The following is a 23,492-nucleotide window of genomic DNA, read 5'->3' as shown; positions in this document are numbered from 1 at the left end:
TGAGCCCGGCAGTCACTCGCTCCCGCTACTCCGCTACGCGGACCAGCGCGGCCGCGAACATGGCATCGGTGCCGTGCCGGTGCGGCCACAGCTGCGTATAGGGCCCCTCGCCCGGCTCCGCGGGCTCGAACAGTGGCCGGGTATCCAACGCCCGCACCGGATGACGGCGCAGCGCGTCGGCCACCACCCCCACCGTTTCGGCCAGATGCGGCGAGCAGGTCGAATAGAGCACCACGCCGCCGGGGCGGGTCAGCGCGATCGCGGCGGCCAGCAGCTCGCGTTGCAACTTGGCCAGCGCCGGCACATCGGACGGCTGACGGCGCCAACGCGCCTCGGGCCGGCGCCGCAAGGCACCCAACCCGGTGCAGGGCACGTCGACGAGCACCCGGTCGAAACCCGGCTCGAGATCGCTCTGGCGCCCGTCGACGCGGCGCACGTCGACGTCCAGACCGCGGGTGTTCTCGGCGACCAGGTCCGCGCGACCCGGCGACGGCTCGACCGCGGTGACCCGCGCACCACGCTCGACGCCCAGCGCCGCCAGCAGCGCCGTCTTGCCGCCCGGACCGGCACACAGGTCGAGCCAGCGTCCGGTGTCGTCGTCGACCGGCGCCAGCGTCAGCGCGCGGGCCACCAATTGGCTGCCCTCGTCCTGCACCAGGGCCCGGGCCTCGCGCACCGCCGCCAGCTGTCCGGGGTCCCCACCCGGCAGGTACACCGCATACGGCGAGTAGCGGCCGAGGGTGCCTCCGACCGCCTCGGCCAACTCCCCCGCGCTCAGCACGCCCGGGCGAGCGGCCAGGTGCACCTGGGGCCGTTCGTCATCGCCGGCCAGCGCCGCGCCGAGTTCACCGGCGTCCGCGCCCAGCGCGTCGGCGAAGGCCTGGGCGACCCAGCGTGGATGGGCGTGCACGAAAGCGGCGTGCCCGATCGGATCCCGCGCCGGGTCGGGAGCCAGTTCGTCCACCCAGGACTTCTCGTCTCGCCCGGCGATGGTCCGCAGCACGCCGTTGACGAAACCAGCTCGCGCCGAATCGAATTCGACCCCCGCCTGTTCGACGGTGGTCGACACCGCGGCATGCGCGTCGACCCTGGTGCGCAGCAGTTGGTAGGTGCCCATCCGCAGCAGATCGAGCAGCACCGGGTCGATCGCCTCCGGCGGCCGTCCGGCGGCCGCGCCGATGACCGCGTCCAGCAGGCCGCGGGTACGGCAGGTGCCGTAGGTCAGCTCGGTGGCGAACGCCGCGTCGCGTCCGCTGATGCCGCGGTCGCGCAGCAGCGCGGGCAGGGCCAGGTTCGCGTACGCATCGCGTTCGCTGACGGCCCGGAGCACCTGGAAGGTGGCGGCCCGGGCCGGATCCAACGGCTTACGCCGCCTTGGCGGGGCAGACCGGCGCTGATTCGGGCTCATGATGCCCGCGCGCCGGCGTCGAGCCGCGCGCCGCGTGCCCAGTCGACGGCGTTCATGAGTTTCTTGCCGGGTGGCTGAATCTGGCCCAGCCGCACCGGTTCCGATCCGGTACCGATCCGCACGCTTTTGCGGTCCACTTGAATTACGCCGGGCAGCAACAACTCTGGAGCATCCGCATCGATCTGCACCGGCCCCAGCTTGACCCGCAGGTCGTCGACCATCGTCCAGGCCCCCGGGTTGGGTGTGACGGCGCGGATACGGCGCTCCACCACCGCTGCCGGCAAGTCCCAGCGCACCCGGGCCTCCTCAACGGTGATCTTCGGCGCGATGCTGACCCCGTCGGACGATTGCGGTCGTGGCGTCAGTGTCCCGTCGGCAATGCCGTCCAGTGTGGCCGACAGCAGCGCCGCACCCGAAATCGCCAGTCGCTCAAGCAGATCACCCGCCGTATCGGTCGACTGGATTGTCTCGGTCACGACGCCGTAGACCGGTCCGGAGTCCAGGCTGGGTTCGATCTGGAACGTCGTCGCTCCGGTGATGGTGTCCCCCGCGGCGATGGCGGCCTGTACGGGCGCCGCGCCGCGCCAGGCCGGCAACAGCGAGAAGTGCAGATTGACCCAGCCGCGCGAGGGCACCGCGAGCAGGCCGTCGCGCAGCAGCGCGCCGTAGGCCACCACCGGGCAGCAGTCCGGCGCGAACTCCGACAGTTCGGCGACGAATTCCGCCGAGTTCGGCCGCGAGGGCCGCAACAACGGAATGCCGCGGTCGAGTGCCTCGCGCGCCACCGGTGACGGTTCCGGCTTACCCCGCCGCCCGGCGGCGGCATCGGGCCGGGTCAGCACGGCCACCACCTCGTGAGCAGGCGAGTCGATGAGGCGACGCAACGCGGGCAGCGCTGGTTCGGGGGTGCCGGCGAAGACGAGACGCACCGGGACAGTCTAAGAAGCACCGGATCCGGCTCGACGGCGCGAGTGGTTTCGGCCGGCCAGCGTATAGTTGCCTATGGCTACTATTTCTAGAAGATAGTATTTCGGAGACTGCCGGCGACGACGAGGTCGAGTACGCAGCCTCTTCCTACTACCCAGGAGGACTGATGACTCTCGACGTATCCATCCCCGAGGACCTTGCGGCCAGCCATCGGGCGATGTGGGCGCTGGGCGACTATGCACTGATGGCCGAGGAAGTAATGGCCCCGCTAGGACCAATCCTGGTTTCCGCCACCGGTATTCGACGCGGGACTCGAGTACTCGACGTGGCCGCCGGCTCGGGCAATATCTCGCTTCCCGCCGCGCAGACGGGCGCCACCGTGGTCTCCACGGACCTCACCCCGGAGCTGCTGGCACGGTCGCGGGCGCGCGCCGCGGCGCAGGGAGTGACGCTGGACTACCGGGAAGCCAACGCGCACGCGCTGCCGTTCGCCGACGGCGAGTTCGACGTCGTGATGTCGGCGATCGGCGTGCAGTTCGCGCCAAACCATCAGCTGGCGGCCCGGGAGCTGGTGCGAGTCTGCCGGCCCGGCGGGAAGATCGGCGTGATCAGCTGGACCCCGGAGGGTTTCTTCGGCCGGATGCTGGCGACCATCCGGCCGTACCGGCCGAGCCTCTCACCGGCCGTGCCACCTGCGGCCTTATGGGGACGTGAAGGCTACGTCGCCGGGCTGCTGGGGGATCGAATCGGTCGTTTGACCACGGTGCGGGGCATGTTGGAAGTCGACCGATTCTACTGTGCCACAGCCGTTCACGAATACTTCAAAAATCACTACGGCCCGACGATCGAGGCCTACGCGAACATCGGCCACAATCGGGTGCTGGCCGCCGAGCTCGACGCACAACTCGTCGAACTCGCCGAGGAATACCTGGCCGACGGCGTCATGCGCTGGGAATACCTGCTGTTCACGGTGGAAAAGCGATGAGCCCTAAAGGTCGAGGTCCAGGTTGGCGTCGGGCTCTCCGCCGGCCGCGGTGAAGGCCGTCAGGGCACGTACCAGCCCGTGGCGCTCAGCCACCGGCATCTTTTCCACGATGGCGGCGATTTCCGCGCGCCGGTAGGCGGTGACCCGACGCACCACCTCGCGGCCCCGCTTGGTCAGGGCGGCGATCAGCTCGCGCCGGGAAGTCGGGTGCGGCAGGCGATCGATCAGCCCGGCGGCGACGAGGCGATCGACCATGCGCCCGGTAGCCGAGGGTTGCACACCCAGCAGGCTGGCCAGCGTGGCCAGGTTGACCGGGCCCCGGTTGGACAGGATCACCAGGGTACGGAACTGCGCGATGGTGATGTTCTCGTCGACCTGTCCGATTGACCGAGCCGACAGGCCGACCAACAATCGCGAAGCGGTGAGCAACGCGTCGGTGATGGCATCCAGCGACTCGCTGGCTTCGAGCGTGTCTTCCGTTGCCATCCTGGCCTCCTTACCGGGCCCCCAAACCTACGAATATCACAGAAAGGGACTATTGCTCATGAATACTATCGCTGCCGGAGACGGGCCGGCGCGGCCGACCGCAAAATTGCTGTCCGGCCGACCCAGATGCGCCGGCTACCCGATTTGCAGGGGGTCGATCTGCACCCGCACCGGTTCGTGAGTTTGCCGGGCGCTCAGCACACCAACACCGCGGCGCAGGCTTGCCGCCAGCTGTAGACCCTGCTCGCGGCTGACCCGCACCAGCATCCTGATCACCGGCACACCGGCGGGGGTGCCCGGCGGCCGGCGCACACCCGGCGGCAGATCGACCGGGCCGAGCAGGTCTGCACCGTCGGGCAGCCGGGCCTCGTCGAGCAATGCTCCCACCGCGTCGGCGCTGCCGTCGACGGCTGCCATGTGCACGCTGGGCGGCAGCCCGACCTCGCTTCGAGCCGCCAGATCAGCCTCGGCGTGACCCACCGGATCCCACCGGATCAGCGATTGCACCGTCGGGATGACCGAGTCGGCGATCACGGTCACCACTCCGCCGTCGCCGCGGGATCGCACCAGCGCCGCAGCGGTCATCCAGCGCCACAGCGCGTCCTCGGCGGCGCGCAAATCCTGGCGACCCAACAGTGCCCAGGTATCCAGCAGCAGCGCGGCGCCGTACCCGCCGTCGGCGCGGGGTTCGGCGCCCGGCGTGGCGACCACCAGGGCCGGGTGGGCGGCCACCTCGGCCACGATCGCATCACCCGCCGAGGTGATGACCTGTGTGCCCGCGAAAGCGCGGCCCAGCTCCTCGGCGGTGCGCCGGGCCCCGACGACCACCGCGCGTACCGCATCCGACCCGCACCGGGCGCAGCGCAGCGCCGGTTCGGCACGTCCGCACCACCGGCACACCGCCCCGGGTCCGCGCTCTTGCAACGACTCGGCTAGTGAGAGGGGCCCGGTGCAGTGCCGGCAGCGAGCGATGGCGCGGCAGCGCCCGCAGGCCAGCGACGGCACGTAGCCGCGGCGCGGCACCTGGACCAGCACCGGCGCCCCGGACTGCAGCGACGAGCGGGCGGCGCGCAGCGCGATGGACGGTATCCGCGCGGAGCGTGCCGCCGGGTCCCGCTCGTCGGCGTAGCCGGTGTCGTCGAGGGCGACCACCCGCGGCGTGCGGGCCCGCACCACGGGCCGCGTCGCGACGATGTCGTGGGCCCAACCGCTGCGCACCAGGGCGTGGGCCTCGGCGGTGCGGGCGTAGCCGCCGATCAGCGCCGCACACCGGGCCTGATGCGCGCGCAGCATCGCCACCTCACGGGCATGCGGGTAGGGAGCCCGGGGCTCGGCCAGGCTGTCGTCGGCATCCGACCAGACCATGACCAGTCCCAGGTCGTCCAGCGGCGCGAAAACCGCACTGCGGGTGCCGATCAGCAATCGCGCCTTGCCCCGCAGCGCCGCCAGCCAACGCCGGTAGCGAGCCGCCGGCCCCAGGCCCGCCGACAGCGCCACCACACTGTCCTCGTCGATCCGGGCGGTCGCGGCCAGCCACAGCGCATCCAGATCCCGTTGATCGGGCACGATCGCCAGCGCCGCGCGCCCGGCGCGGAGCGTCTGCGCCGCGGCCTCGGCAAAGCGGTCCGCCCACTGCTCGCCCGGCAGCGCCTGCCACACGGCCCGCGCGGCACGCGACTCCGCCAGGGCGGACAGGAACTGGCCGCCGCGGCTGTACACCTCCCAGCAGGACGGGTCGACGGGCGCGGGGGTCGGCGCCGGCGGGATCGCGGTGGATTCCCGCTCCACCCTGGCGTGCCGGGCCGGGACGGCCAGCCGCAATACGTCCGGTCGCGTCCCGGCATAGCGCGCCGCCACGGCGTCGACCAATCGGCGGATTTCCGGGGTGAGCACCGGTTCGGCCGACACGACGCGATCCAACCAGCCCAGCTTGCCGACGTGGTCGGTGTCGTTGCGGCGTTCCAGCACAAACCCGTCCACCAGCCGGCCGTGAAAACGGATCCGCACCCGCACTCCCGGCTGGGCGTCATCGGATTGTTCGGCCGACACCAGGTAGTCGAACTCACGATCCAGATGCGGCACCGACAGCATCGGCAGCACCCGGGCGATCGGTTCCACTTCGACGGGCAGGCGCGCACCACCGGTCGCGCTCATCGCGCCCTCGAGTCGCCAAATACGTTGTCAGCCACCAATGTTACCGTCCGTGGCCACACGGTAGCGGCGGCCACCGACAGTTAGCCCGCGACGGGCCGGAGATCATGGTCGGGGGCGTCGGCGGCGTCGTCTCGACCGAAGAAGAACCCCGCCGTGATCAGGATCATCGCGGCGGCATACAGCCACCAGATCGGCACCGCGAGCGCGTCATGGCCCAGGATGAATCGGCTGATCGCGATCATCGCGTCCGATGTCATGAAACACACCGCGCCCACCGGCACCCAGATCGTCGGCAGTTGCGCCGCCAGCGCCGTGCACGCCATCGCGGTCAGCACGACGACGTAAACCGTCACCGGCAGCGTCAAGTTGTCCTGACCCAGGTGCGGCCAGAACCACACCAGCAATCCGACCGCGGCCACGCACAGCGCCACCATGACCGCGATGCGGGTGCGCGACAATGCCTCCCTGACCACCAACGGGAGCAACGCACCCATGAAGCACAGGTGCGCACACAGAAATGCCGCCAGCCCCAAGACGAACGACATGGTCCACCACGGGATCGCCAACAGCCAGTCGCCGGTCGCCGACAGCAGCAGCGCGGGCATCAACCAGCGCCGCTCGCTGACGATGGGGTGCGCGAACGAGGCAACGGTCAACAGCAACGCCATCAACGCCTTGAACGGCGGCTGCAGAACCCAATGCCCGGTGAGTGCAGTTCCCGGTGGGGAGTGCACCGCGATCACGGTCAAATAGACGCCGTAGGCGATGCCCGCCCAGCAGGCCGCCACCCAGCCTCCGGCCATGACGCGGGGTGCGTACGGTACCTGCATGCCCAGCTTTGACAAAGCCGACGAGAAACCTCCTATCGACCCCATTCTGCTGAAGGTACTCGACGCGGTTCCGTTCCGGCTATCGACCGACGACGGCATCGACGCTGCGCGCCAGCGGTTCCGCGACCTGCCGCGCCGGCCGGTGCACCCCGAGCTGCGTGTCGAGGACCGCACCATCGACGGGCCGGGAGGTTCCGTCGCCATCAGGATCTATTGGCCACCAACCGATTCCGTCGACAGCGCGATGCCCGTCGTCGTCTACTTCCACGGCGGCGGGTTCGTGATCGGTGACCTCGACACCCACGACGGCACCGCCCGTCAACACGCGGCGGGCGCCGACGCGATCGTGGTGTCCGTCGATTACCGGTTGGCGCCCGAGCACCCGTATCCCGCTGCCGTCGAAGACGCTTGGGCCGCAACGCTGTGGGTCGCCGAGCACGGCGCCGAGCTGGGCGCGGACACCACCCGGATGGCCCTCGCCGGGGACTCGGCGGGCGGCAACATCGCCGCAGCGATCGCCCAGCAGAGCCGCGACGACGACGGCCCGCCGATCGTCTTCCAGCTGTTGTGGTACCCCTCGGTGCTGTGGGACCCGTCGCTGCCGTCCTTCGCCGAAAACGCGACCGCGCCGATTCTCGACACCCGGGCCATCGCGCAGTTCTCCCGTTGGTACGCAGGCGAAGTCGACTTGTCCCACCCGCCGGTGCGCATGGCGCCGGGGCGGGCGAAGGACTTCACCGGCCTGCCGCCCGCCTACATCGGCGTCGCCGGGTACGACCCGCTGCGCGACGACGGCATCAGCTACGGCAAGCTGCTGGCTGACGCGGGCGTGCCTGCCGAGGTGCACAACGCCGAGACGATGGTGCACGGCTATCTCGGCTACGCGGGCGTGGTGCCCGCCGCCACGGCCGGGGCGGACCGGGGGCTCGCGGCGCTGAGGAATGCGCTACAGAGGTAAACACCGGGGGTACGGTGGACGAATGATTGAGCCGCCCCTGGCCCGACCGGGCATCGATCCGACGTTCAAGGCGTTGCTGGACGCCTTCACCGTGACATTCAATGCGGATGACGGCGTCGAGCTTGCCCGCACCCGACTGCGCCAGCTCAAGGTGCCGGAGGAAATGCTGCCGCCGATGCGCATCGAAGACCGGACGATCGGCCACGGTGACCTCACCGACATCCCGGTCCGAATCTACTGGCCGCCGGACACCGAGGCTCCCCCGCCCGTCGTCGTCTTCTACCACGGCGGCGGTTTCTGCCTGGGCGATCTGGAGACCCACGACCCGGTCGCCCGCGCGCACGCGCTCGCCGCCGAGGCCATCGTGGTGTCCGTCGACTACCGCCTCGCCCCCGAACACCCTTTTCCGGCCGGCGTCAACGACAGCTGGGCCGCGTTGCAGTGGGTCGGCGAGCATGCCGCCGAACTGGGCGCTGACCCGAGCCGGATCGCCGTCGCCGGTGACTCCGCCGGCGGCAACCTCGCGGCGGTGGTAGCACTGCTGGCCCGTGACAACGGCGGGCCGGCGCTGGCGTTCCAGCTGCTCTGGTATCCCGTCACCACCGCCGACCTGTCACTGCCCTCGCACACCGAGAACGCCGTCGCGCCGGTGCTGGACCGTGAAGTCATCGAGGCGTTCCTGGCCTGGTATCTGCCCGGCGTCGACATCGACGGCGATCCCAAGACGCTGCCCGTCACCCTGGCCCCGGCCAACGCCGCCGACCTGTCCGGTTTGCCGCCCGCCTACATCGGGACGGCCGAACACGATCCGCTGCGTGACGACGGGGCGCGCTACGCGGAACTGCTCAGCGCCGCGGGTGTGCCCGTCGAATTGAGCAACGAGCCCACCATGGTGCACGCCTATGCCAGCTTCGCCATGGTGATCCCCGCCGCCGCGGAGGCCACCGAGCGTGGGCTTCGGGCGCTGCGGAAGGCGTTGCATCCCTAGCGGCGACGCCGATGAGCCCGGAGATCAACGAGGACCCCGACTATCAGACCGTGATCGTCGGCGCCGGATTCTCCGGTATCGGCGCCGCGATCAAGCTCGACAAGGCCGGGCTCTCCGACTACCTGGTGATCGAAGCCGGCGACGGTGTGGGCGGCACCTGGCACTGGAACACCTATCCCGGTATCGCCGTGGACATTCCGTCGTTCTCCTATCAGTTCTCCTTCGAGCAGAGTCGGCATTGGTCGCGCACCTACGCGCCCGGCCGCGAACTGAAGGCCTACGCCGAACACTGCGTCGACAAGTACGGCATCCGATCGCGGATTCGGTTCAACACCAAGGTTTTTGCCGCCGAGTTCGACGACCAGTACTCGTTATGGCGTCTGCAGACGGATCAGGGTGGCACCCTCACAGCCAGATTCCTGATCAGCGCCAGTGGCGTGCTCACCGTGCCTAACCTGCCCGACATCGACGGCGTGGACTCCTTCGACGGCCTCACCATGCACACCGCCCGCTGGGATCACCGGCAAGACCTGACCGGCAAGCGCGTCGCGGTCATCGGCACCGGCGCCTCGGCCGTGCAGGTCATCCCGGAGATCGCGCCAATTGTCGCTCAGCTCACCGTGTTTCAACGTACCCCGATCTGGTGCTTCCCCAAGTTCGACGTCCCGATGCCCGCGCCGCTGCGCTGGGCGATGCGGATCCCCGGTGGAAAGACCGCCCAGCGACTGCTCAGCCAGGCGTTCGTCGAGGTGACCTTCACGATCGCGGCGCACTACTTCACGATGGTTCCGCTGGCCAGCCGGATGGGGGACGCCGGCCGCCGCTATCTGCGTGAGCAGGTCGACGACCCGGACGTGCGCGAGCAACTCACTCCCCAGTACGCCGTGGGATGCAAACGGCCCGGCTTTCACAACAGATACCTGGCCACGTTCAACCGCGACAACGTGCGGCTGGTCACCGAGCCAATCGACAAGATCACGCCCGCGGCGGTGGCCACCGCCGACGGCGAGCACCACGAGATCGATGTGCTGGTGCTGGCGACGGGTTTCAAGGTGATGGACGCGGACAACATGCCGACTTTTTCGATCACCGGAAGCGGCGGCACCACGCTGACCGAGTTCTGGAACAAACACCGCCTGCAGGCCTACGAGGGCGTCAGCGTTCCGGGATTTCCGAACATGTTCAGCGTCATGGGTCCGTACGGCTACGTCGGCTCGTCGTATTTCGCGCTGATCGAGGCGCAGACCCACCACATCGTGCGGTGCCTGGAGCAGGCCCGGCGCGACGGTGCGGCGCGGGTCGAGGTGACCGAGAACGCCAATGACCGCTACTTCGCCGAGATGATGCGCAAACGGCACCGCCAGATCTTCTGGCAGGACAGCTGCCGACTGGCCAACAGCTACTACTTCGACAAGAACGGTGACGTGCCGCTGCGTCCCGCCACCACGTTCCAGGCGTACTGGCGCAGCCGTCGTTTCGACCTCGACGACTATCGATTCACCGGCGCAGGCACCTGACCGCCACGAAGCGACGCACTAGAGAATCGCGTCCGCGAGACGATCGACCTGCTGGACCGCCTCGGTCGTCGGATGGAAGAGCAGCCGGTCGAAGCCGAGGTCCCGATACCGGCTGACGGTGTCGCAGGCGTCGGCCGCGGAGCAGACCATATCGGCGACGTTGACCTGTGCGTAGTCCGGCGCGAATCCGTAATAGCGCGCCAGATGGTCTCTCCCCGCCGCGACGGCGTCGGCCGGCCCCAGCCCGAAGTTCACCGATGCCTGTAGGTAGGGGCGCCCGGGCCGGCCCGCGGCCCGCCAGCCGGTGCGGATGCGTCGCGCCAACTCCGCCTGCTCGTCATAGTGGCGCACGGCACCGGCCGCCCAGCCGTCACCGATGGTGATCACCCTGCGCACCGCGGCCGCGGACCGGCCGCCGAACAGCAGCGGAATCTGCACGGGCACAGGGCATAACGCGGTGACATCGGCAACCGGTTCGCCGGCCCACAGCCTGCGCATGCACTCGACCTGCGCGTCGAGCATCCGGCCACGCCGGTGGAAGTCGGCGCCGGTGCTGGCATATTCATCGGGCCGGTTGCCCACGCCCAGTCCGACGACCAGCCGACTGCCGGACACTCGAGCCAGGCTGGCAAGCTGCTTGGCCAGCGGAACGACCGGATACAGCGGGGCCAGTAGAACATTGGTCACCAGGGTCAGCTCGTTGGTGGCGCCGGCCGCGGTGGCAAGCGCGATCAGCGAGTCGACGCTCGGATAGAACAGCCGGTCGATCGTCGCGACTGATTCGAAGCCAACCTCTTCGCTGCGACGTGCCCATCGGGCGACGGCGGGTCCGGGAACGTCGGCGATGTGGTTCGGCAGGCCGATTCCCAATTTCACAGCACATCCGCCGCGTCGATGCCGGTATTGAGGGCGGTCAGCATCGCGCAGTAGCGGCCCTCACGGTCGGCGTAGCGCACCGCACGGGCGGCTTCGACCACGACTTCGCTGGTGTCCGACTGCGCGGACAGCGCAGCGATGACCTCCGCGACGAACTCGTCGGCGTCCACCGAGTCGGCGCCACGAGGACTGTCCATCTCCGTGCGCACTCGCGGTGGCGCAATCTCGATGACCTGAATACCGCTTTCCCGCAACAGGATACGCAGCGATTCGGTATATGAGTGCAGGCCGGCCTTGGTTGCGCTGTAGGTCGGGGCGATGGCCAGCGGGACGAAGGCGAGCGCCGAGGTGATGTTCACGATCGTGGCGTCGGGCTGCCGCCGCAACGTCGGTAACAGCACTGACGTCAACACGATCGGGCCCAGCAGATTAGTCGCGACGATGGTCGTCGACACCGCCGGATCGAGGGTGTCAACGCTTTCCAGCTCCATCACGCCCGCATTGTTGATCAGCACGTTGAGATCGGGCCACCGGCGCTCGACCGTCGCGGCGAACCGCCCGACGGACTCGGTGTCGGTGACGTCCAGGGAGTGCCACTCGATACTCGGATACGCGTCGACGACGGCACGTAACGCGGCGGTTCGCCGACCCGCGATCACCACTCGGTTACCGCGCCCCGACAACGCGATGGCCATGGCCCGCCCGATTCCGGTACCGCCACCGGTCACCAGGATGGTGTTGCCGGACAGTTGCATTGAGCTGCCTCCGATGCTGGGAAGGATGTGACTCCATGGTCGGTGGCGTCGGCGAGCAGGGCCAGCAAAACCCCTCTTGGCGTCAGAAATAGGCCCGCCAATGGAGCTCTATGTAGAGTTTTCCTCACGATGCAAGCTCTCGACGGTCATATTCTCCACGCGCTACAGCTGTCGCCGCGGGCGCCGTTCCGGCGTATCGCCGAGGTCATCGGCGCCTCTGAACAGACCGTCGCGCGCCGCTACCACGCCCTGCGCCGCGAGGGCGTGCTGCGCGTCGTCGGCGTGGTCAACCCGCGGGTGTATGGCGAATGCCAATGGGTCGTCCGCGTACGCGCCAAACCCGACGACCTACCCCGGCTCGCCGAAGCGCTGGTCCGCCGGCCCGAGGTCACCCACGTCAACGTGTTATCAGGTGGCACCGAATTGGTCTGCGTTGTCCGCGCTCCCCTCGACAGCGCCGAGGCGGGGCTGTTGCACCGTCTGCCCCGCACCTCAACGGTCCTCGATATGCGGGTCGACTTGGTACTCAACGTGTTCGGCTCACCGATGCACGCGCACTGGACCGGCTACGGGCACGTCTTGGACACGCTCCAGGTCGCCGCGCTGCAGCCACCGGACTGCGCGCACCCGGATCGGCCCGCCGGACCGACGGCCGATGATCAGCCGCTGCTGGATGCGGTGGCCCAAGATGGCCGCATTTCCGACAGCGCACTGGCTGGGCTCACCGGGTGGTCGGCGGCCCGCGTCAAGCGCCGGTTGGTCGCCCTGCAGGCCGGCGGCACCCTTTCCTACGACCTCGACGTGCTGCCGGAGCGGCTCGGATTCATGCTGAACGCGATAATCTGGGTATCGGTTGCGCCGTGCCATCTTGCGTCGGTGGCCGAGCAGATTGTGCGCCACGACGAGGTCGCCTCGGTCGCCACGGTCAGCGGCCCCGCCAATCTGATGATCGTGGTGATCTGCCGCAGCGCGGCACACCTTTACCGCTACCTGGCTGAGCGTCTGTCGACCGTCGACCACATCCAGTCCTACGACGTCAGCGTCCGCAGCAAGCGGCTCAAGCAGGTGGGCTCGCTGGTCGCGCACGGCCGGCTGATCCGCGCCGGCTAGGTGTGCGCCGCTGCGTGACACACATGCGCCCCGGCTGCGCGACGCTAGGCTCGACGTATGGCAAAAGAGTTTTCGCGTCTCGACGAATCACTGCGAGAATTCATCGAGAGCCAGGCCATGTTCTTCGTCGCGACCGCGCCGTCCGAGGGCGGGCGAATCAACCTCTCCCCCAAGGGCTATCAAGACACCTTCGCCGTGATCGACGAGCACACCGTCGCATACCTCGATCTGTTCGGCAGCGGCGCGGAGACCATCGCGCACCTGCGCGACAACGGCCGGATCACCCTGATGTTCTGCTCATTCACCCGAAACTCGCGGATCCTGCGGTTGTTCGGCACCGGGCGTGCGGTGCGCCCGGACGACTCGGAATTCCCCAGTCTCCTAGCCCATTTCGGGGACCAGCATTCCGGTATCCGGGCCGCCATCGTCATCGATGTCGAGCGGATCGCCGACGCCTGCGGATACGCGGTGCCGTACTACGAGCTCGTCGACGAACGGCCGGTGCTCGACAAGGCCCACGCACAGGCCACCGACGAAAAGTTCGCCAGCGCCGTCGGTCGCAACCGGCACAGCATCGACGGCCTGCCCGCGCTGGACGCCGACCACCCACTGCCGTCCAGCATCGAACGCTGAGCGACAGCGCGCTTAGATGGCGCGCTTGAGCTCGTCGACCTTGTTCTCCTGCTCCCACGGCAGCTCCACGTCGGTACGGCCGAAGTGCCCGTACGCGGCGGTCTGCGCGTAGATCGGGCGCAGCAGGTCCAGATCGCGGATGATCGCGCCTGGTCGCAGGTCGAACACCTCGGGCACGATCTTCTCGATCTTGACCGGATCGACCGTCGCGGTCCCGAAGGTCTCGATGAACAGCCCGACCGGAGCGGCCTTGCCGATGGCGTAGGCCACCTGCACCTCGACCCGCTCCGCCAACCCGGCTGCGACGATGTTTTTCGCCACCCAGCGCATCGCGTACGCCGCCGACCGGTCCACCTTGGACGGATCCTTGCCGGAGAAGGCGCCGCCGCCGTGGCGCGCCCAGCCGCCGTAGGTGTCCACGATGATCTTGCGGCCGGTCAGGCCGGCGTCGCCCATCGGACCGCCGAGCACGAATTTGCCGGTCGGATTGACCAGCACCCGGGTCGACGACGCGTCCAAGGTGTCGTGAGCCAGCTCTTCCAGCACGGTCTTGAGCACGTGCTTGCGGATGTCGGGATCCAGCGTCTTCTCCAGGTCGATCCCGTCGGCGTGCTGGGTGGAGACGACCACGGTGTCCAGCCGGACCGGGACGTCGTCCTCGTAGGCGATGGTGACCTGGGTCTTGCCGTCCGGACGCAGGTAGTCCAGCGTGCCGTTCTTGCGGACCTCGGTCAGCTTGCGCGACAGCCGGTGGGCCAGCGCGATCGGCAGCGGCATCCGCTCCGGGGTGTCGTTGATCGCGTAGCCGAACATCAGGCCCTGGTCGCCGGCGCCCTGGGCGTCCAGCGGGTCCGCGGCGCCCTCGACGCGCGTCTCGTGGGCGGTGTCGACACCCTGCGCGATGTCGGGCGACTGGGCGCCGATGCCGATGTTCACCCCGCAGGTGGTCCCGTCGAAGCCCTTGTCCGACGAGTCGTAGCCGATGTCGAGGATCCGGGCGCGCACCGTGTTGGTGATGTCCGCGAACGCCTCTTTGGCGGTCGTCGTGACCTCGCCGACCACGTGCACCTGCCCGGTGGTGACCAGCGTCTCGACCGCGACACGTGAGCGGGGATCCTGCGCCAGAAGCGCATCGAGGACCGAGTCGCTGATGGCGTCGCAGATCTTGTCGGGATGCCCCTCGGTCACCGACTCACTGGTAAACAGCCGACCCTTTTCACTCACTGCGTCATCCTTCCGTACTGACTAATGTTAGTTAGGCAAATTATCTTAGGCGCCTTCAACTCAACCGGCTGGGGCGGACGATTGCAACCTAGCGTTACCCGCTGTCGCCGTGCAGAAAAGTGACGATCGCGTCAACGATGCGACTGGCCATCAGCGTCTTCGAACCGTGCTGCAGCGCCGCCTCGGTCCCGTCGGACGCCAGCAGCCAGCCGTCATTGTTGTCCACCTCGAACGCCCGGCCGTCGCCAACAGCGTTGACGACCAATAGGTCACATCCCTTGCGGCGCAACTTCGCTCGGGCGTGGAACAGCACATCTCCGTTGGCGTCGCCGGTTTCGGCGGCGAAGCCGACGATGGCCCGCATGTTGGGCAGTTCCCCGTGGGCTCGCGCCCGTACCGCGCCGGCCAGCACGTCGTCGTTGCGCACCAATTTGATCAGCGGCGGCTCGTCATGATCGCCCGGCCCTTTTTTGATCTTCGCGGCGGCAACCTGGGCGGGGCGGAAGTCGGCGACCGCGGCCGCCATCACCAGAACATCGGCATCGGGAACGTGCTTGGACACCGCGTCGGCGAGCTGCTGCGCCGAACTGATGTGCACCACTTCGACGCCGGCCGGGTCGATGAGCCCGACGGTATGGCCCGCGATCAGCGTGACCTCGGCGCCGCGCTGGGCGGCGACTCGCGCGACGGCGTAGCCCTGCTTGCCCGAGCTGCGGTTGCCGATGAAGCGGACCGGATCGATCGGCTCGCGGGTCCCGCCCGCGGTCACCAGGAGCCTGCGGCCGGCCAGGTCGTAGGGCAACGCGTCGCCACGTTCCAGCAGCAGGTGGGCCAGGGTGGTGATCTCTTCGGCCTCGGGCAGCCTGCCCTTGCCGCTGTCCGCGCCGGTGAGCCGTCCGAAGGCCGGTTCCAGCACGACAGCGCCCCGGCGGCGCAATGTCGCCACATTGTCGACGGTGGCCGGGTGTAACCACATCTCGGTGTGCATCGCCGGCGCGAACAGCACCGGACATCGCGCCGTGAGCAGCGTCGCGGTCAGCAGATCGTCGGCGCGGCCCTGTACCGCGCGGGCCAACAGGTCGGCGGTGGCCGGTGCCACGACGACCAGGTCGGCGTGCTGGCCGAGCCGGACGTGCGGCACCTCGGGAACATCATCGAAGACGCCGGTGTGCACCGGCTGCCCGGACAGCGCCTCGAAGGTGGCCGCCCCGACGAAGCGCAACGCGGATTCGGTGGGGATGACGCGGACGTCATGGCCCGCCTCAGCGAGCTGCCGGACGAGGGTGCACGCCTTGTACGCGGCGATACCCCCGGAGACACCGACCACGATCCGCTTGCGATCCACCTATGCCGGCCCTTCTTCGTTGAAGCGGCTCTCAGACCTGATCACCGAGCCCGGCCCCGTCCTGCTACTCGCCCTCGGTGTGCTCGAGCAGGTCAGCGTGGATCTCACGCATCGCGATCGAGAGCGGCTTTTCCTGCAGCCCCGGCTCGACCAGCGGACCGACGTACTCGAGGATGCCCTCGCCGAGCTGGTTGTAGTAATCGTTGATTTGCCGAGCCCGTTTGGCCGCGTAGATCACCAGTGCGTACTTGCTCGAGACGCGGTCCAGCAATTCGTCGATGGGCGGGTTGGTAATGCCCAATGGGGTGTCGTAGGCGCGCGGCCCGCCCGCCGAAGGATCGAATTGATCCACGGTGGTCAGCGACGCGTCCGACTGCGGAATACTCACTTGAGATGTTCTCCTGGCGCGTAGAGCGGTTGAAACAGCTAGAAACTTGATTGATCGCGCCTGACGAGTCGGCTCATGCCGTACCAGGCGCGTTTCCCACCAGCAAGGATACCAATTCGGCGCACGCAGACTCCAATTGACTGTTGACCACGACCTGGTCGAAGTCGTCTTGAGCTGCCAATTCCACCCGGGCTGTCTCCAGGCGGCGCTGGATGGCTTCCGGCGTTTCGGTGCCCCGCCCGACGAGCCTGGCCTTCAGGTCCGCCCAGCTGGGCGGGGCCAGAAACACGGTGATGGCCTCCGGCATTGCCTTCTTGATCGCCCTGGCACCGGCCAGGTCCACCTCGATCAGCACCGGAAAACCCGAGCCGGTCGCAGCCCGTACCGGCGCCGCCAGGGTGCCCGATCGTTGCAGGCCACCGTGGATTTCGGCCCACTCCAGCAGGGCGCCCTCGTCGATGAGTTGCTGAAAGCGGGCCGGGCTCACGAAGTGGTAGTCGACGCCGTCGACCTCCCCGGGCCGCGCCGCCCGCGTCGTGGCCGAGACACTGAAATGCAGGTCCGGTATCCGCTCTCGCAGGCACCGGACCACTGTCGACTTGCCGACCGCTGAGGGACCGGACAGCACCACCACACGCCCCTTGCCTGATGGCTCGAGACGTGCGCGGTGCCCCGCGTCCGGTCCCTCGTCGACGTTCACTGGCGCCCCTGGTTTGGTGCGCCCACAGGCCAATCGGCCCGCATCGCCGCAGGTCGGCTCGGTTGGATGGCCCGCCTTCTCCTCAGGCCTTTCGGCCTGCATCGTCGGCGAACTAGGCGGAGCCGAACTTTTCCAGCAGGGCCTTGCGCTGGCGATCGCCGAGACCACGCAGGCGGCGGGTCGGAGCGATCTCCAGCTCGGTCATGATTTCCTGCGCCTTGACCTTGCCCACCTTCGGCAACGCCTCAAGCAGCGCAGACACCTTCATCTTGCCAAGGACTTCGTCACTCTCGGCGTCCTTGAGCACCTGGGTCAGGTTGGTGCCACCACGCTTGAGACGGTCTTTGAGCTCTGCTCGTGCTCGACGTGCGGCAGCCGCCTTCTCCAACGCGGCCGCGCGCTGCTCGTCGGTCAACTGGGGAAGGGCCACGATTCCTCCGTATCTAGATCAATCTCGTGTCTCTGCCGGGCGCTTGGGCCCAGCGGAGACGACCGTACTCAGGCTTCCTGACGAAATCTAACCCGACCCCCTGGTTAAGAGGTTAAATGCCCAGCTTGTCCTGCGCCCACACCTGCCGCCGGCGGCATGCTCCGGCATCGCTGGCAGCGCCCGGATCCGGCATCGCGGCCGCGGCCGCATCCTCCCGACGCCAGCCCAATTCAAGCCTTCTAGCTGCGGCTTTGCTTCTCCACGACGCGGCGCCGGAGGCCGGCGGAGGCGCCGTCGCGGACCGCGCCGGCCGATAGCCGCAGGGGCTCGTGCCGGGGATCACGATTTGCCATGGCGTGTCGCGCGTGTCGCGGCGCCGACAAACACCTGGTCGTCGGGCGGAAGTTGGTGGAAAAGATTCCGACGCTGTTAACCGGGGCCCCCCGCGCCCGCTACTTCACACCGAGATAGCCGACCGCGTCCAGCATTTGTTGGCCCGCCGCCCGCAGGTCCGGCACGCTCGGTCCGGCCCGCAGCACCTCGCGTGCCACCGCGGGCAGCAGCTGGCCCGGCAGGGCCCCACCGAGGCCGCCGAGGCCCTCGGGACGGCCGCCCTGCACGCCGACGCCGGGTACCAGCACCGGGCCGCCCAGCGCGCTCACATCGGGCGCCTCGAAGACGGTCGCGCCCAGCACCACACCGACATAGCCCGGTCCGGACGGGTTCGCCGACCGGTTGACCACCGCCGCCTGGTCAACGACCAACTGGGCCACGGTGCGGCCGTCGAAGGTGGCACGCTGCACCGTCCCGCCCTCCGGGTTGGAAGTTGCCGCCAGCACAAAGACTCCGCGGTCGTGCGCCGCGGCGACTTCCAGCAGCGGCCGCAGCGAGCCGAACCCCAGGTACGGCGAGGCGGTCACGGCATCTGCGGCCAGCGGCGAATCGCCGGCCCAGGCCGCGGCATAGGCCGCCATCGTCGTCCCGATGTCCCCGCGCTTGGCGTCGGCGAGCACCAGCACCCCATCCGAGCGCAGCGCGGCGATCGTGCGTTCCAGCACCGCGAAGCCGGCCGAGCCGTAGGCCTCGAAGAACGCCACCTGCGGCTTGACGACGGCGAAACCCGCAAACGCGTCCACACAGATGTCACAGAACTTGGCCAGGCCGTCGGCGGTGGTGGGCAGATCCCATGCCCGCAGCAGCTCGGGGTGCGGGTCGATGCCCAGACACAGCGGCCCGCGAGTCGACTTGGCCTCGGCCAACCGCGCGCCAAAACCGGTCATCGCGCGCCACTTCCCGGCGCGATCAGACTGTGCAGTTCCTGCAGCGACCGCACCCCGATATCGCCGCGGATGCCGGCCTCGATGCCCTGCACGGCGGCCGACGCGCCCTGCACGGTCGTCACGCAGGGAATGTTGACCGCCACCGCGGCCGACCGGATTTCGTAGCCGTCGACGCGCGGGCCGGAGTTGCCGTAGGGCGTGTTGATCACCATGTCGACCTGGCCTGCCCTGATCGCCTCGACCGCGGAGACCGCGGGGCGGCCGGGTTGCGGCGGTTCGAAATGCTTGCGAACCTCGTCACAGGGAATCCCGTTGCGGCGCAACATTTCCGCCGTGCCTTCGGTGGCAAGAACGCGGAACCCCAAGTCGGCCAGCCGCTTGACGGGAAACACCAACGAGCGTTTGTCGCGGTTGGCGACCGAGACGAACACGGTGCCCCGGGCCGGCAACGAACCGTAGGCCGCGGTCTGGCTTTTGGCGAAGGCAGTGCCGAAGTCACGGTCGATCCCCATGACTTCACCGGTCGATTTCATCTCCGGGCCCAGCAATGAATCGATGGCCGATCCGTCGGCGCGGCGGAACCGGTGGAACGGCAACACGGCTTCCTTGACCGCGATCGGGGCGTCCAGGGCTGCGTTGGCGCCGTCGCCGGATGCCGCCAGTATTCCTTCTTCGCGAAGCTGAGAGATAGTGGTGCCCAACATGATCCGTGCACATGCCTTGGCCAGTGGAATCGCGGTGGCCTTCGAGACGAACGGCACGGTGCGGCTGGCGCGCGGGTTGGCCTCCAGCACGTAGAGCACGTCGTCTTTGAGCGCGTATTGCACATTGAGCAGGCCGACCACGCCGATGCCGTGCGCGATCGACTCCGTCGCCCGGCGGACCTTCTCGATGTCGCTGCGGCCCAGGGTTACCGGGGGCAGCGCGCAGGCCGAGTCACCGGAGTGAATGCCGGCCTCCTCGATGTGCTCCATGATGCCGCCGACGTAGACCTCGGCGCCGTCACACAACGCGTCGACGTCGATTTCGACCGCATCCTCGAGGAACCGGTCGACGAGCACCGGGTGCTCGGGAGACAGCTGGGTGGCACGGGTGATGTAACTCTTCAGCGTCTCCTCGTCATAGACGATCTCCATGCCCCGTCCGCCCAGCACGTAGGACGGTCGCACCAGCACCGGGTAACCGATCTCATCGGCGATTCGGCGCGCCTGCGCGAAAGTGGTTGCGGTGCCGTACTTCGGTGCCGGCAGCCCCGCCGCACCGAGCACGTCGCCGAAGGCGCCGCGGTCCTCGGCCAGGTCGATGGCCTCCGGCGGAGTGCCGACGATCGGAACGCCGGCGTCGGCGAGCCGCTGGGCCAGCCCGAGCGGTGTCTGGCCGCCGAGTTGCACGATGACGCCGACCACTCCGGGGCCACCGCTGGCCGACTCCGCTTCGGCGCGGAACACCTCGAGGACATCCTCGAAGGTCAGCGGTTCGAAGTAGAGCCGGTCGGCGGTGTCGTAGTCGGTGGACACCGTCTCCGGGTTGCAGTTGACCATCACGGTCTCAAAGCCGACCTCGCTCAACGTCGTTGCCGCATGCACGCAGCTGTAGTCGAATTCGATCCCCTGCCCGATCCGGTTCGGCCCCGATCCCAAAATCAGCACCTTGGGCTTTTCGATCTGCGGTGCGACCTCGGTCTCGGCCGCGGGGTCGAGTTCGTAGCTGCTGTAGTGGTAAGGCGTCTTGGCCTCGAATTCCGCGGCACAGGTGTCGACCGTCTTGTACACCGGGTGGATGCCGAGACGTTCTCGTAGCGAGCGCACCCCGGCTTCGCCGGCCAATTCCGGCCGCAGTGCGGCGATCTGGCGGTCGGACAGTCCGCTGTGCTTACCGCGGCGCAGCAGGTCACAGTCCAGCACCGGGGCGGCGGCCAACTCGTCGCGCAACGCCACCAACGCGCCGATCTGCGCAACGAACCACGGGTCTACGCCGCTGGCCTCCGCGACCCGCTCCACCGAGGCGCCGAGCCGCAACGCCAGTTCGATGTCATACAGCCGACCTTCGGTCGGAGTGTTCAGCCGGGTCAACACTTCCTCGACGTCACCGTCGGGGTCGGGGCCCGTCCAGAAGCCGGCCCGGTCGGTCTCCAGCGAGCGCATCACCTTGCCGAGCGCCTCGACGAAGTTGCGGCCCAGCGACATCGCCTCGCCCACGGATTTCATCGTGGTGGTCAAGGTGGGGTCGGCCCCGGGGAACTTCTCGAAGGCGAACCGGGGCGCCTTGACCACGACGTAGTCCAGGGTGGGCTCGAAGCAGGCCGGGGTTTCCTTGGTGATGTCATTGACGATCTCGTCCAGGGTGTAGCCGATGGCCAGCTTGGCGGCGATCTTGGCGATCGGGAAGCCGGTCGCCTTGGAAGCCAGTGCGCTGGAACGGGATACCCGCGGGTTCATCTCGATGACGATCAGCCGGCCGTCGGCGGGGTTGACCGCGAACTGGATGTTGCAGCCGCCGGTGTCGACGCCGACCTCACGCAGGATCGCGATGCCCAGATCGCGCATCCGCTGGTATTCCCGGTCGGTCAGCGTCATGGCCGGTGCGACCGTGACCGAGTCACCGGTGTGCACGCCCATCGGGTCGACGTTCTCGATCGAGCAGACCACGACCACGTTGTCGTGGCCGTCGCGCATCAGCTCGAGCTCGAATTCCTTCCAGCCGTAGATCGATTCCTCGATGAGTACGTTGGCGCTGGGCGATTCGGCCAGCCCGGCCCCGGCCATCCGGTCGACCTCCTCGGCGGAGTTCGCCATGCCCGAGCCCAGCCCGCCCATCGTGAAGCTGGGCCGCACCACGACGGGCAGGCCGAGGTCCTCGACCGTTTCGCGGACCTCGTCCATCGTGAAACAGACTCGGCTGCGGGCAGATTCACCGCCGACCTTGGCGACGATGTCCTTGAACATCTGCCGGTCCTCGCCGCGCTGGATGGCGTCGAAGTCGGCCCCGATCAGCTCGACGCCGTAGCGCTCCAGCGCGCCGTTCTCGTACAGCGCGACCGCGGTGTTGAGTGCGGTCTGCCCGCCCAGGGTGGCCAGCAGCGCGTCGATCTTGTTGCCGCGCTGGGCCTGCTGCGCGATCACCTTCTCCACGAAGGCGGGCGTGATGGGCTCGACGTAGGTGTGGTCGGCGTACTCGGGATCGGTCATGATGGTGGCCGGGTTGGAATTGACCAGGCTGACTTGCAAGCCCTCGGCGCGCAACACCCGGCACGCCTGGGTTCCGGAGTAGTCGAATTCGCAGGCTTGGCCGATGACGATCGGCCCGGAGCCGATCACCAGGACATGACGCAGGTCGGTCCGGCGCGGCACTAGCGTGACTCCCTTGTCATCAGGTCGGCGAATTGATCGAACAGGTACTCCGCATCGTGCGGGCCGGCGGCGGCCTCCGGATGGTATTGCACCGAAAATGCCTGTCCGTCAATCAGTCTGACGCCCTCTACCACTCCGTCGTTGGCGCAGGTGTGGCTGACGATCGCCTGGCCGAACGGCGTGTCGAATCGCTGGCCGGCCTCACCTTCCAGCGCGAAGCCGTGGTTCTGCGCGGTCACCGCGACCCGCCCGGTGGCGTGGTCGATGACGGGGATGTTGATTCCGCGGTGGCCGAAGACCATCTTGTAGGTGGACAGGCCGAGTGCTCGGCCCAGGATCTGATTGCCGAAACAGATGCCGAACAACGGGATTCCGGCGTTCAGCACCTCGCGTGTGAGTGCGACGACATGGTCCGCGGTGGCCGGGTCGCCGGGGCCGTTGGACAAGAACACCCCGTCCGGTTTGATGTCGGCGATCTGCTCGAAGGTGGCCGATGCCGGCAGCACGTGGCTGCGGATTCCGCGCCGGGCGAAGTTGCGCGGCGTGTTGGTCTTGATACCCAGATCCAGGGCGGCGACCGTGAATTGTTGCGGCCCTTCGGGTTCGACGACATAAGCGCCCGGGGTGCTGACCTCCCCGGCGAGATCGGCGCCAAGCATCGACTGCTGGCCGCGCACCCGATCCAGCAGCTCGCCGGGCTCGGCGAGCGCATCACCCGAGAACACCCCGGCCTTCATCGAACCGCGGCTGCGCAGATGACGCACCACGGCACGGGTGTCGATGCCGGCGACACCGACGATGCCCTGGCGGATCAGCTCGTCCTGCAGTGTTGACGTGGCACGCCAGTTGGAGGCGCGCGGCGACGGGTCGCGCACCGCGTAACCGGCGACCCAGATCTTGTCGCCCCGGCTTTCGCCGTCTTCGCCGTTCCAACCCGTGTTGCCGATCTGCGGCGCGGTGGCCACCACGATCTGGCGGTGATAGCTGGGATCGGTCAGCGTCTCCTGATAACCCGACATGCCGGTGGAGAAGACGGCCTCCCCGAGGGTCTGTCCGATCTTGCCGAACGGCCTGCCGGTGAACACGCGGCCGTCTTCGAGTACCAGTTGCGCCGCTGTGGTCACGGGCACCGCTCCTTCTCGTCGCTT

Annotated in this window: 21 protein-coding genes; 6 read left to right on the top strand and 15 right to left on the bottom strand. The window is 68.4% G+C overall.

From position 1 onward, the window contains the following. Positions 1 to 25: 25 nt before the first annotated feature. Complete coding sequence (locus tag OK015_RS12850; protein WP_268131936.1) at positions 26 to 1,408, bottom strand: RsmB/NOP family class I SAM-dependent RNA methyltransferase; 1,383 nt, start codon at positions 1,406 to 1,408, stop codon at positions 26 to 28. Continuing rightward, a complete protein-coding gene (gene fmt / locus OK015_RS12845; protein ID WP_268131935.1) occupies positions 1,405 to 2,337 on the bottom strand; it encodes a methionyl-tRNA formyltransferase in 933 nt (310 codons plus the stop codon). Before fmt ends, OK015_RS12850 begins: the two co-directional genes overlap by 4 nt. Before the next feature lie 164 nt (positions 2,338 to 2,501). On the opposite strand from fmt, the gene OK015_RS12840 reads away from it, so the two are divergent. Beyond that, positions 2,502 to 3,320: a class I SAM-dependent methyltransferase gene (locus tag OK015_RS12840; RefSeq protein WP_268131933.1), complete on the top strand. Its 819-nt coding sequence runs from the start codon at positions 2,502 to 2,504 to the stop codon at positions 3,318 to 3,320. Between the two features lie 3 nt (positions 3,321 to 3,323). Here OK015_RS12840 and OK015_RS12835 read toward each other — a convergent pair whose 3' ends face one another. The 3 genes from OK015_RS12835 to OK015_RS12825 all read right to left on the bottom strand — a co-directional run bounded on the left by OK015_RS12835 (position 3,324) and on the right by OK015_RS12825 (position 6,790). Then, entirely contained in the window at positions 3,324 to 3,806 is a 483-nt protein-coding gene (locus OK015_RS12835; RefSeq protein ID WP_268131931.1) for a MarR family transcriptional regulator, read from the bottom strand. Positions 3,807 to 3,941: 135 nt separating this feature from the next. Next, on the bottom strand, positions 3,942 to 5,960 hold the full coding sequence (locus tag OK015_RS12830; protein WP_268131929.1) for a primosomal protein N': 2,019 nt from the start codon (positions 5,958 to 5,960) through the stop codon (positions 3,942 to 3,944). Positions 5,961 to 6,040: 80 nt separating this feature from the next. After that, positions 6,041 to 6,790 (bottom strand): lysoplasmalogenase, encoded by a 750-nt coding sequence (locus tag OK015_RS12825; RefSeq protein ID WP_268131927.1) that lies wholly within the window; start codon positions 6,788 to 6,790, stop codon positions 6,041 to 6,043. Here OK015_RS12825 and OK015_RS12820 point away from each other — a divergent pair. The 3 genes from OK015_RS12820 to OK015_RS12810 are packed head-to-tail and all read left to right on the top strand — an operon-like array spanning position 6,789 to position 10,253. Further along, positions 6,789 to 7,748, top strand: a complete 960-nt coding sequence (locus OK015_RS12820) for an alpha/beta hydrolase (RefSeq protein WP_268131926.1) — start codon at positions 6,789 to 6,791, stop codon at positions 7,746 to 7,748. The genes OK015_RS12825 and OK015_RS12820 overlap by 2 nt on opposite strands. Before the next feature lie 22 nt (positions 7,749 to 7,770). Continuing rightward, positions 7,771 to 8,736: an alpha/beta hydrolase gene (locus OK015_RS12815; protein WP_268131924.1), complete on the top strand. Its 966-nt coding sequence runs from the start codon at positions 7,771 to 7,773 to the stop codon at positions 8,734 to 8,736. Positions 8,737 to 8,747: 11 nt separating this feature from the next. Further along, complete coding sequence (locus OK015_RS12810) at positions 8,748 to 10,253, top strand: flavin-containing monooxygenase (RefSeq protein ID WP_268131923.1); 1,506 nt, start codon at positions 8,748 to 8,750, stop codon at positions 10,251 to 10,253. 18 nt (positions 10,254 to 10,271) lie between these two features. Here OK015_RS12810 and OK015_RS12805 read toward each other — a convergent pair whose 3' ends face one another. Together OK015_RS12805 and OK015_RS12800 are read right to left on the bottom strand one after the other, a co-directional pair. Continuing rightward, on the bottom strand, positions 10,272 to 11,129 hold the full coding sequence (locus OK015_RS12805; RefSeq protein WP_268131921.1) for an LLM class flavin-dependent oxidoreductase: 858 nt from the start codon (positions 11,127 to 11,129) through the stop codon (positions 10,272 to 10,274). Continuing rightward, complete coding sequence (locus OK015_RS12800) at positions 11,126 to 11,884, bottom strand: SDR family oxidoreductase (protein WP_268131920.1); 759 nt, start codon at positions 11,882 to 11,884, stop codon at positions 11,126 to 11,128. Before OK015_RS12800 ends, OK015_RS12805 begins: the two co-directional genes overlap by 4 nt. A 129-nt stretch (positions 11,885 to 12,013) precedes the next feature. On the opposite strand from OK015_RS12800, the gene OK015_RS12795 reads away from it, so the two are divergent. Both OK015_RS12795 and OK015_RS12790 read left to right on the top strand, forming a co-directional pair. Further along, positions 12,014 to 12,994 carry an Lrp/AsnC family transcriptional regulator gene (locus OK015_RS12795; protein ID WP_268131918.1) on the top strand — a complete coding sequence of 327 codons (981 nt, stop codon included), beginning with the start codon at positions 12,014 to 12,016 and terminating at the stop codon, positions 12,992 to 12,994. A gap of 57 nt (positions 12,995 to 13,051) precedes the next feature. Further along, entirely contained in the window at positions 13,052 to 13,627 is a 576-nt protein-coding gene (locus OK015_RS12790) for a pyridoxamine 5'-phosphate oxidase family protein (protein ID WP_268131916.1), read from the top strand. Positions 13,628 to 13,639: 12 nt separating this feature from the next. On the opposite strand, the gene metK is transcribed toward OK015_RS12790, so the two are convergent. From metK to carA, 8 genes are all read right to left on the bottom strand, one after another. Beyond that, complete coding sequence (metK, locus tag OK015_RS12785; protein ID WP_268131914.1) at positions 13,640 to 14,851, bottom strand: methionine adenosyltransferase; 1,212 nt, start codon at positions 14,849 to 14,851, stop codon at positions 13,640 to 13,642. A gap of 94 nt (positions 14,852 to 14,945) precedes the next feature. Beyond that, positions 14,946 to 16,196 carry a bifunctional phosphopantothenoylcysteine decarboxylase/phosphopantothenate--cysteine ligase CoaBC gene (gene coaBC, locus OK015_RS12780; RefSeq protein WP_268131912.1) on the bottom strand — a complete coding sequence of 417 codons (1,251 nt, stop codon included), beginning with the start codon at positions 16,194 to 16,196 and terminating at the stop codon, positions 14,946 to 14,948. A 64-nt stretch (positions 16,197 to 16,260) separates the two neighbouring features. Then, positions 16,261 to 16,584: a DNA-directed RNA polymerase subunit omega gene (rpoZ, locus tag OK015_RS12775; RefSeq protein WP_268131911.1), complete on the bottom strand. Its 324-nt coding sequence runs from the start codon at positions 16,582 to 16,584 to the stop codon at positions 16,261 to 16,263. Between the two features lie 73 nt (positions 16,585 to 16,657). Next, a complete protein-coding gene (gene gmk / locus OK015_RS12770; protein WP_268131909.1) occupies positions 16,658 to 17,284 on the bottom strand; it encodes a guanylate kinase in 627 nt (208 codons plus the stop codon). A 112-nt stretch (positions 17,285 to 17,396) separates the two neighbouring features. Then, on the bottom strand, positions 17,397 to 17,714 hold the full coding sequence (gene mihF / locus OK015_RS12765; protein ID WP_003407240.1) for an integration host factor, actinobacterial type: 318 nt from the start codon (positions 17,712 to 17,714) through the stop codon (positions 17,397 to 17,399). A 452-nt stretch (positions 17,715 to 18,166) separates the two neighbouring features. After that, the gene (gene pyrF / locus OK015_RS12760; protein WP_268131908.1) at positions 18,167 to 18,994 is read right to left on the bottom strand and encodes an orotidine-5'-phosphate decarboxylase; all 828 of its coding nucleotides are present in this window, start codon (positions 18,992 to 18,994) and stop codon (positions 18,167 to 18,169) included. After that, positions 18,991 to 22,344 (bottom strand): carbamoyl-phosphate synthase large subunit, encoded by a 3,354-nt coding sequence (gene carB, locus OK015_RS12755; protein WP_268131906.1) that lies wholly within the window; start codon positions 22,342 to 22,344, stop codon positions 18,991 to 18,993. The genes pyrF and carB overlap by 4 nt, the downstream gene beginning before the upstream one ends. Further along, complete coding sequence (gene carA / locus OK015_RS12750; protein ID WP_268131903.1) at positions 22,344 to 23,468, bottom strand: glutamine-hydrolyzing carbamoyl-phosphate synthase small subunit; 1,125 nt, start codon at positions 23,466 to 23,468, stop codon at positions 22,344 to 22,346. The genes carB and carA overlap by 1 nt, the downstream gene beginning before the upstream one ends. Positions 23,469 to 23,492 lie beyond the last annotated feature (24 nt).

It is taken from the genome of Mycobacterium sp. Aquia_216, from assembly GCF_026723865.1.
Classification (GTDB): Bacteria; Actinomycetota; Actinomycetes; order Mycobacteriales; family Mycobacteriaceae; genus Mycobacterium.
This window is presented reverse-complemented; position numbering and strand designations above follow the sequence as displayed.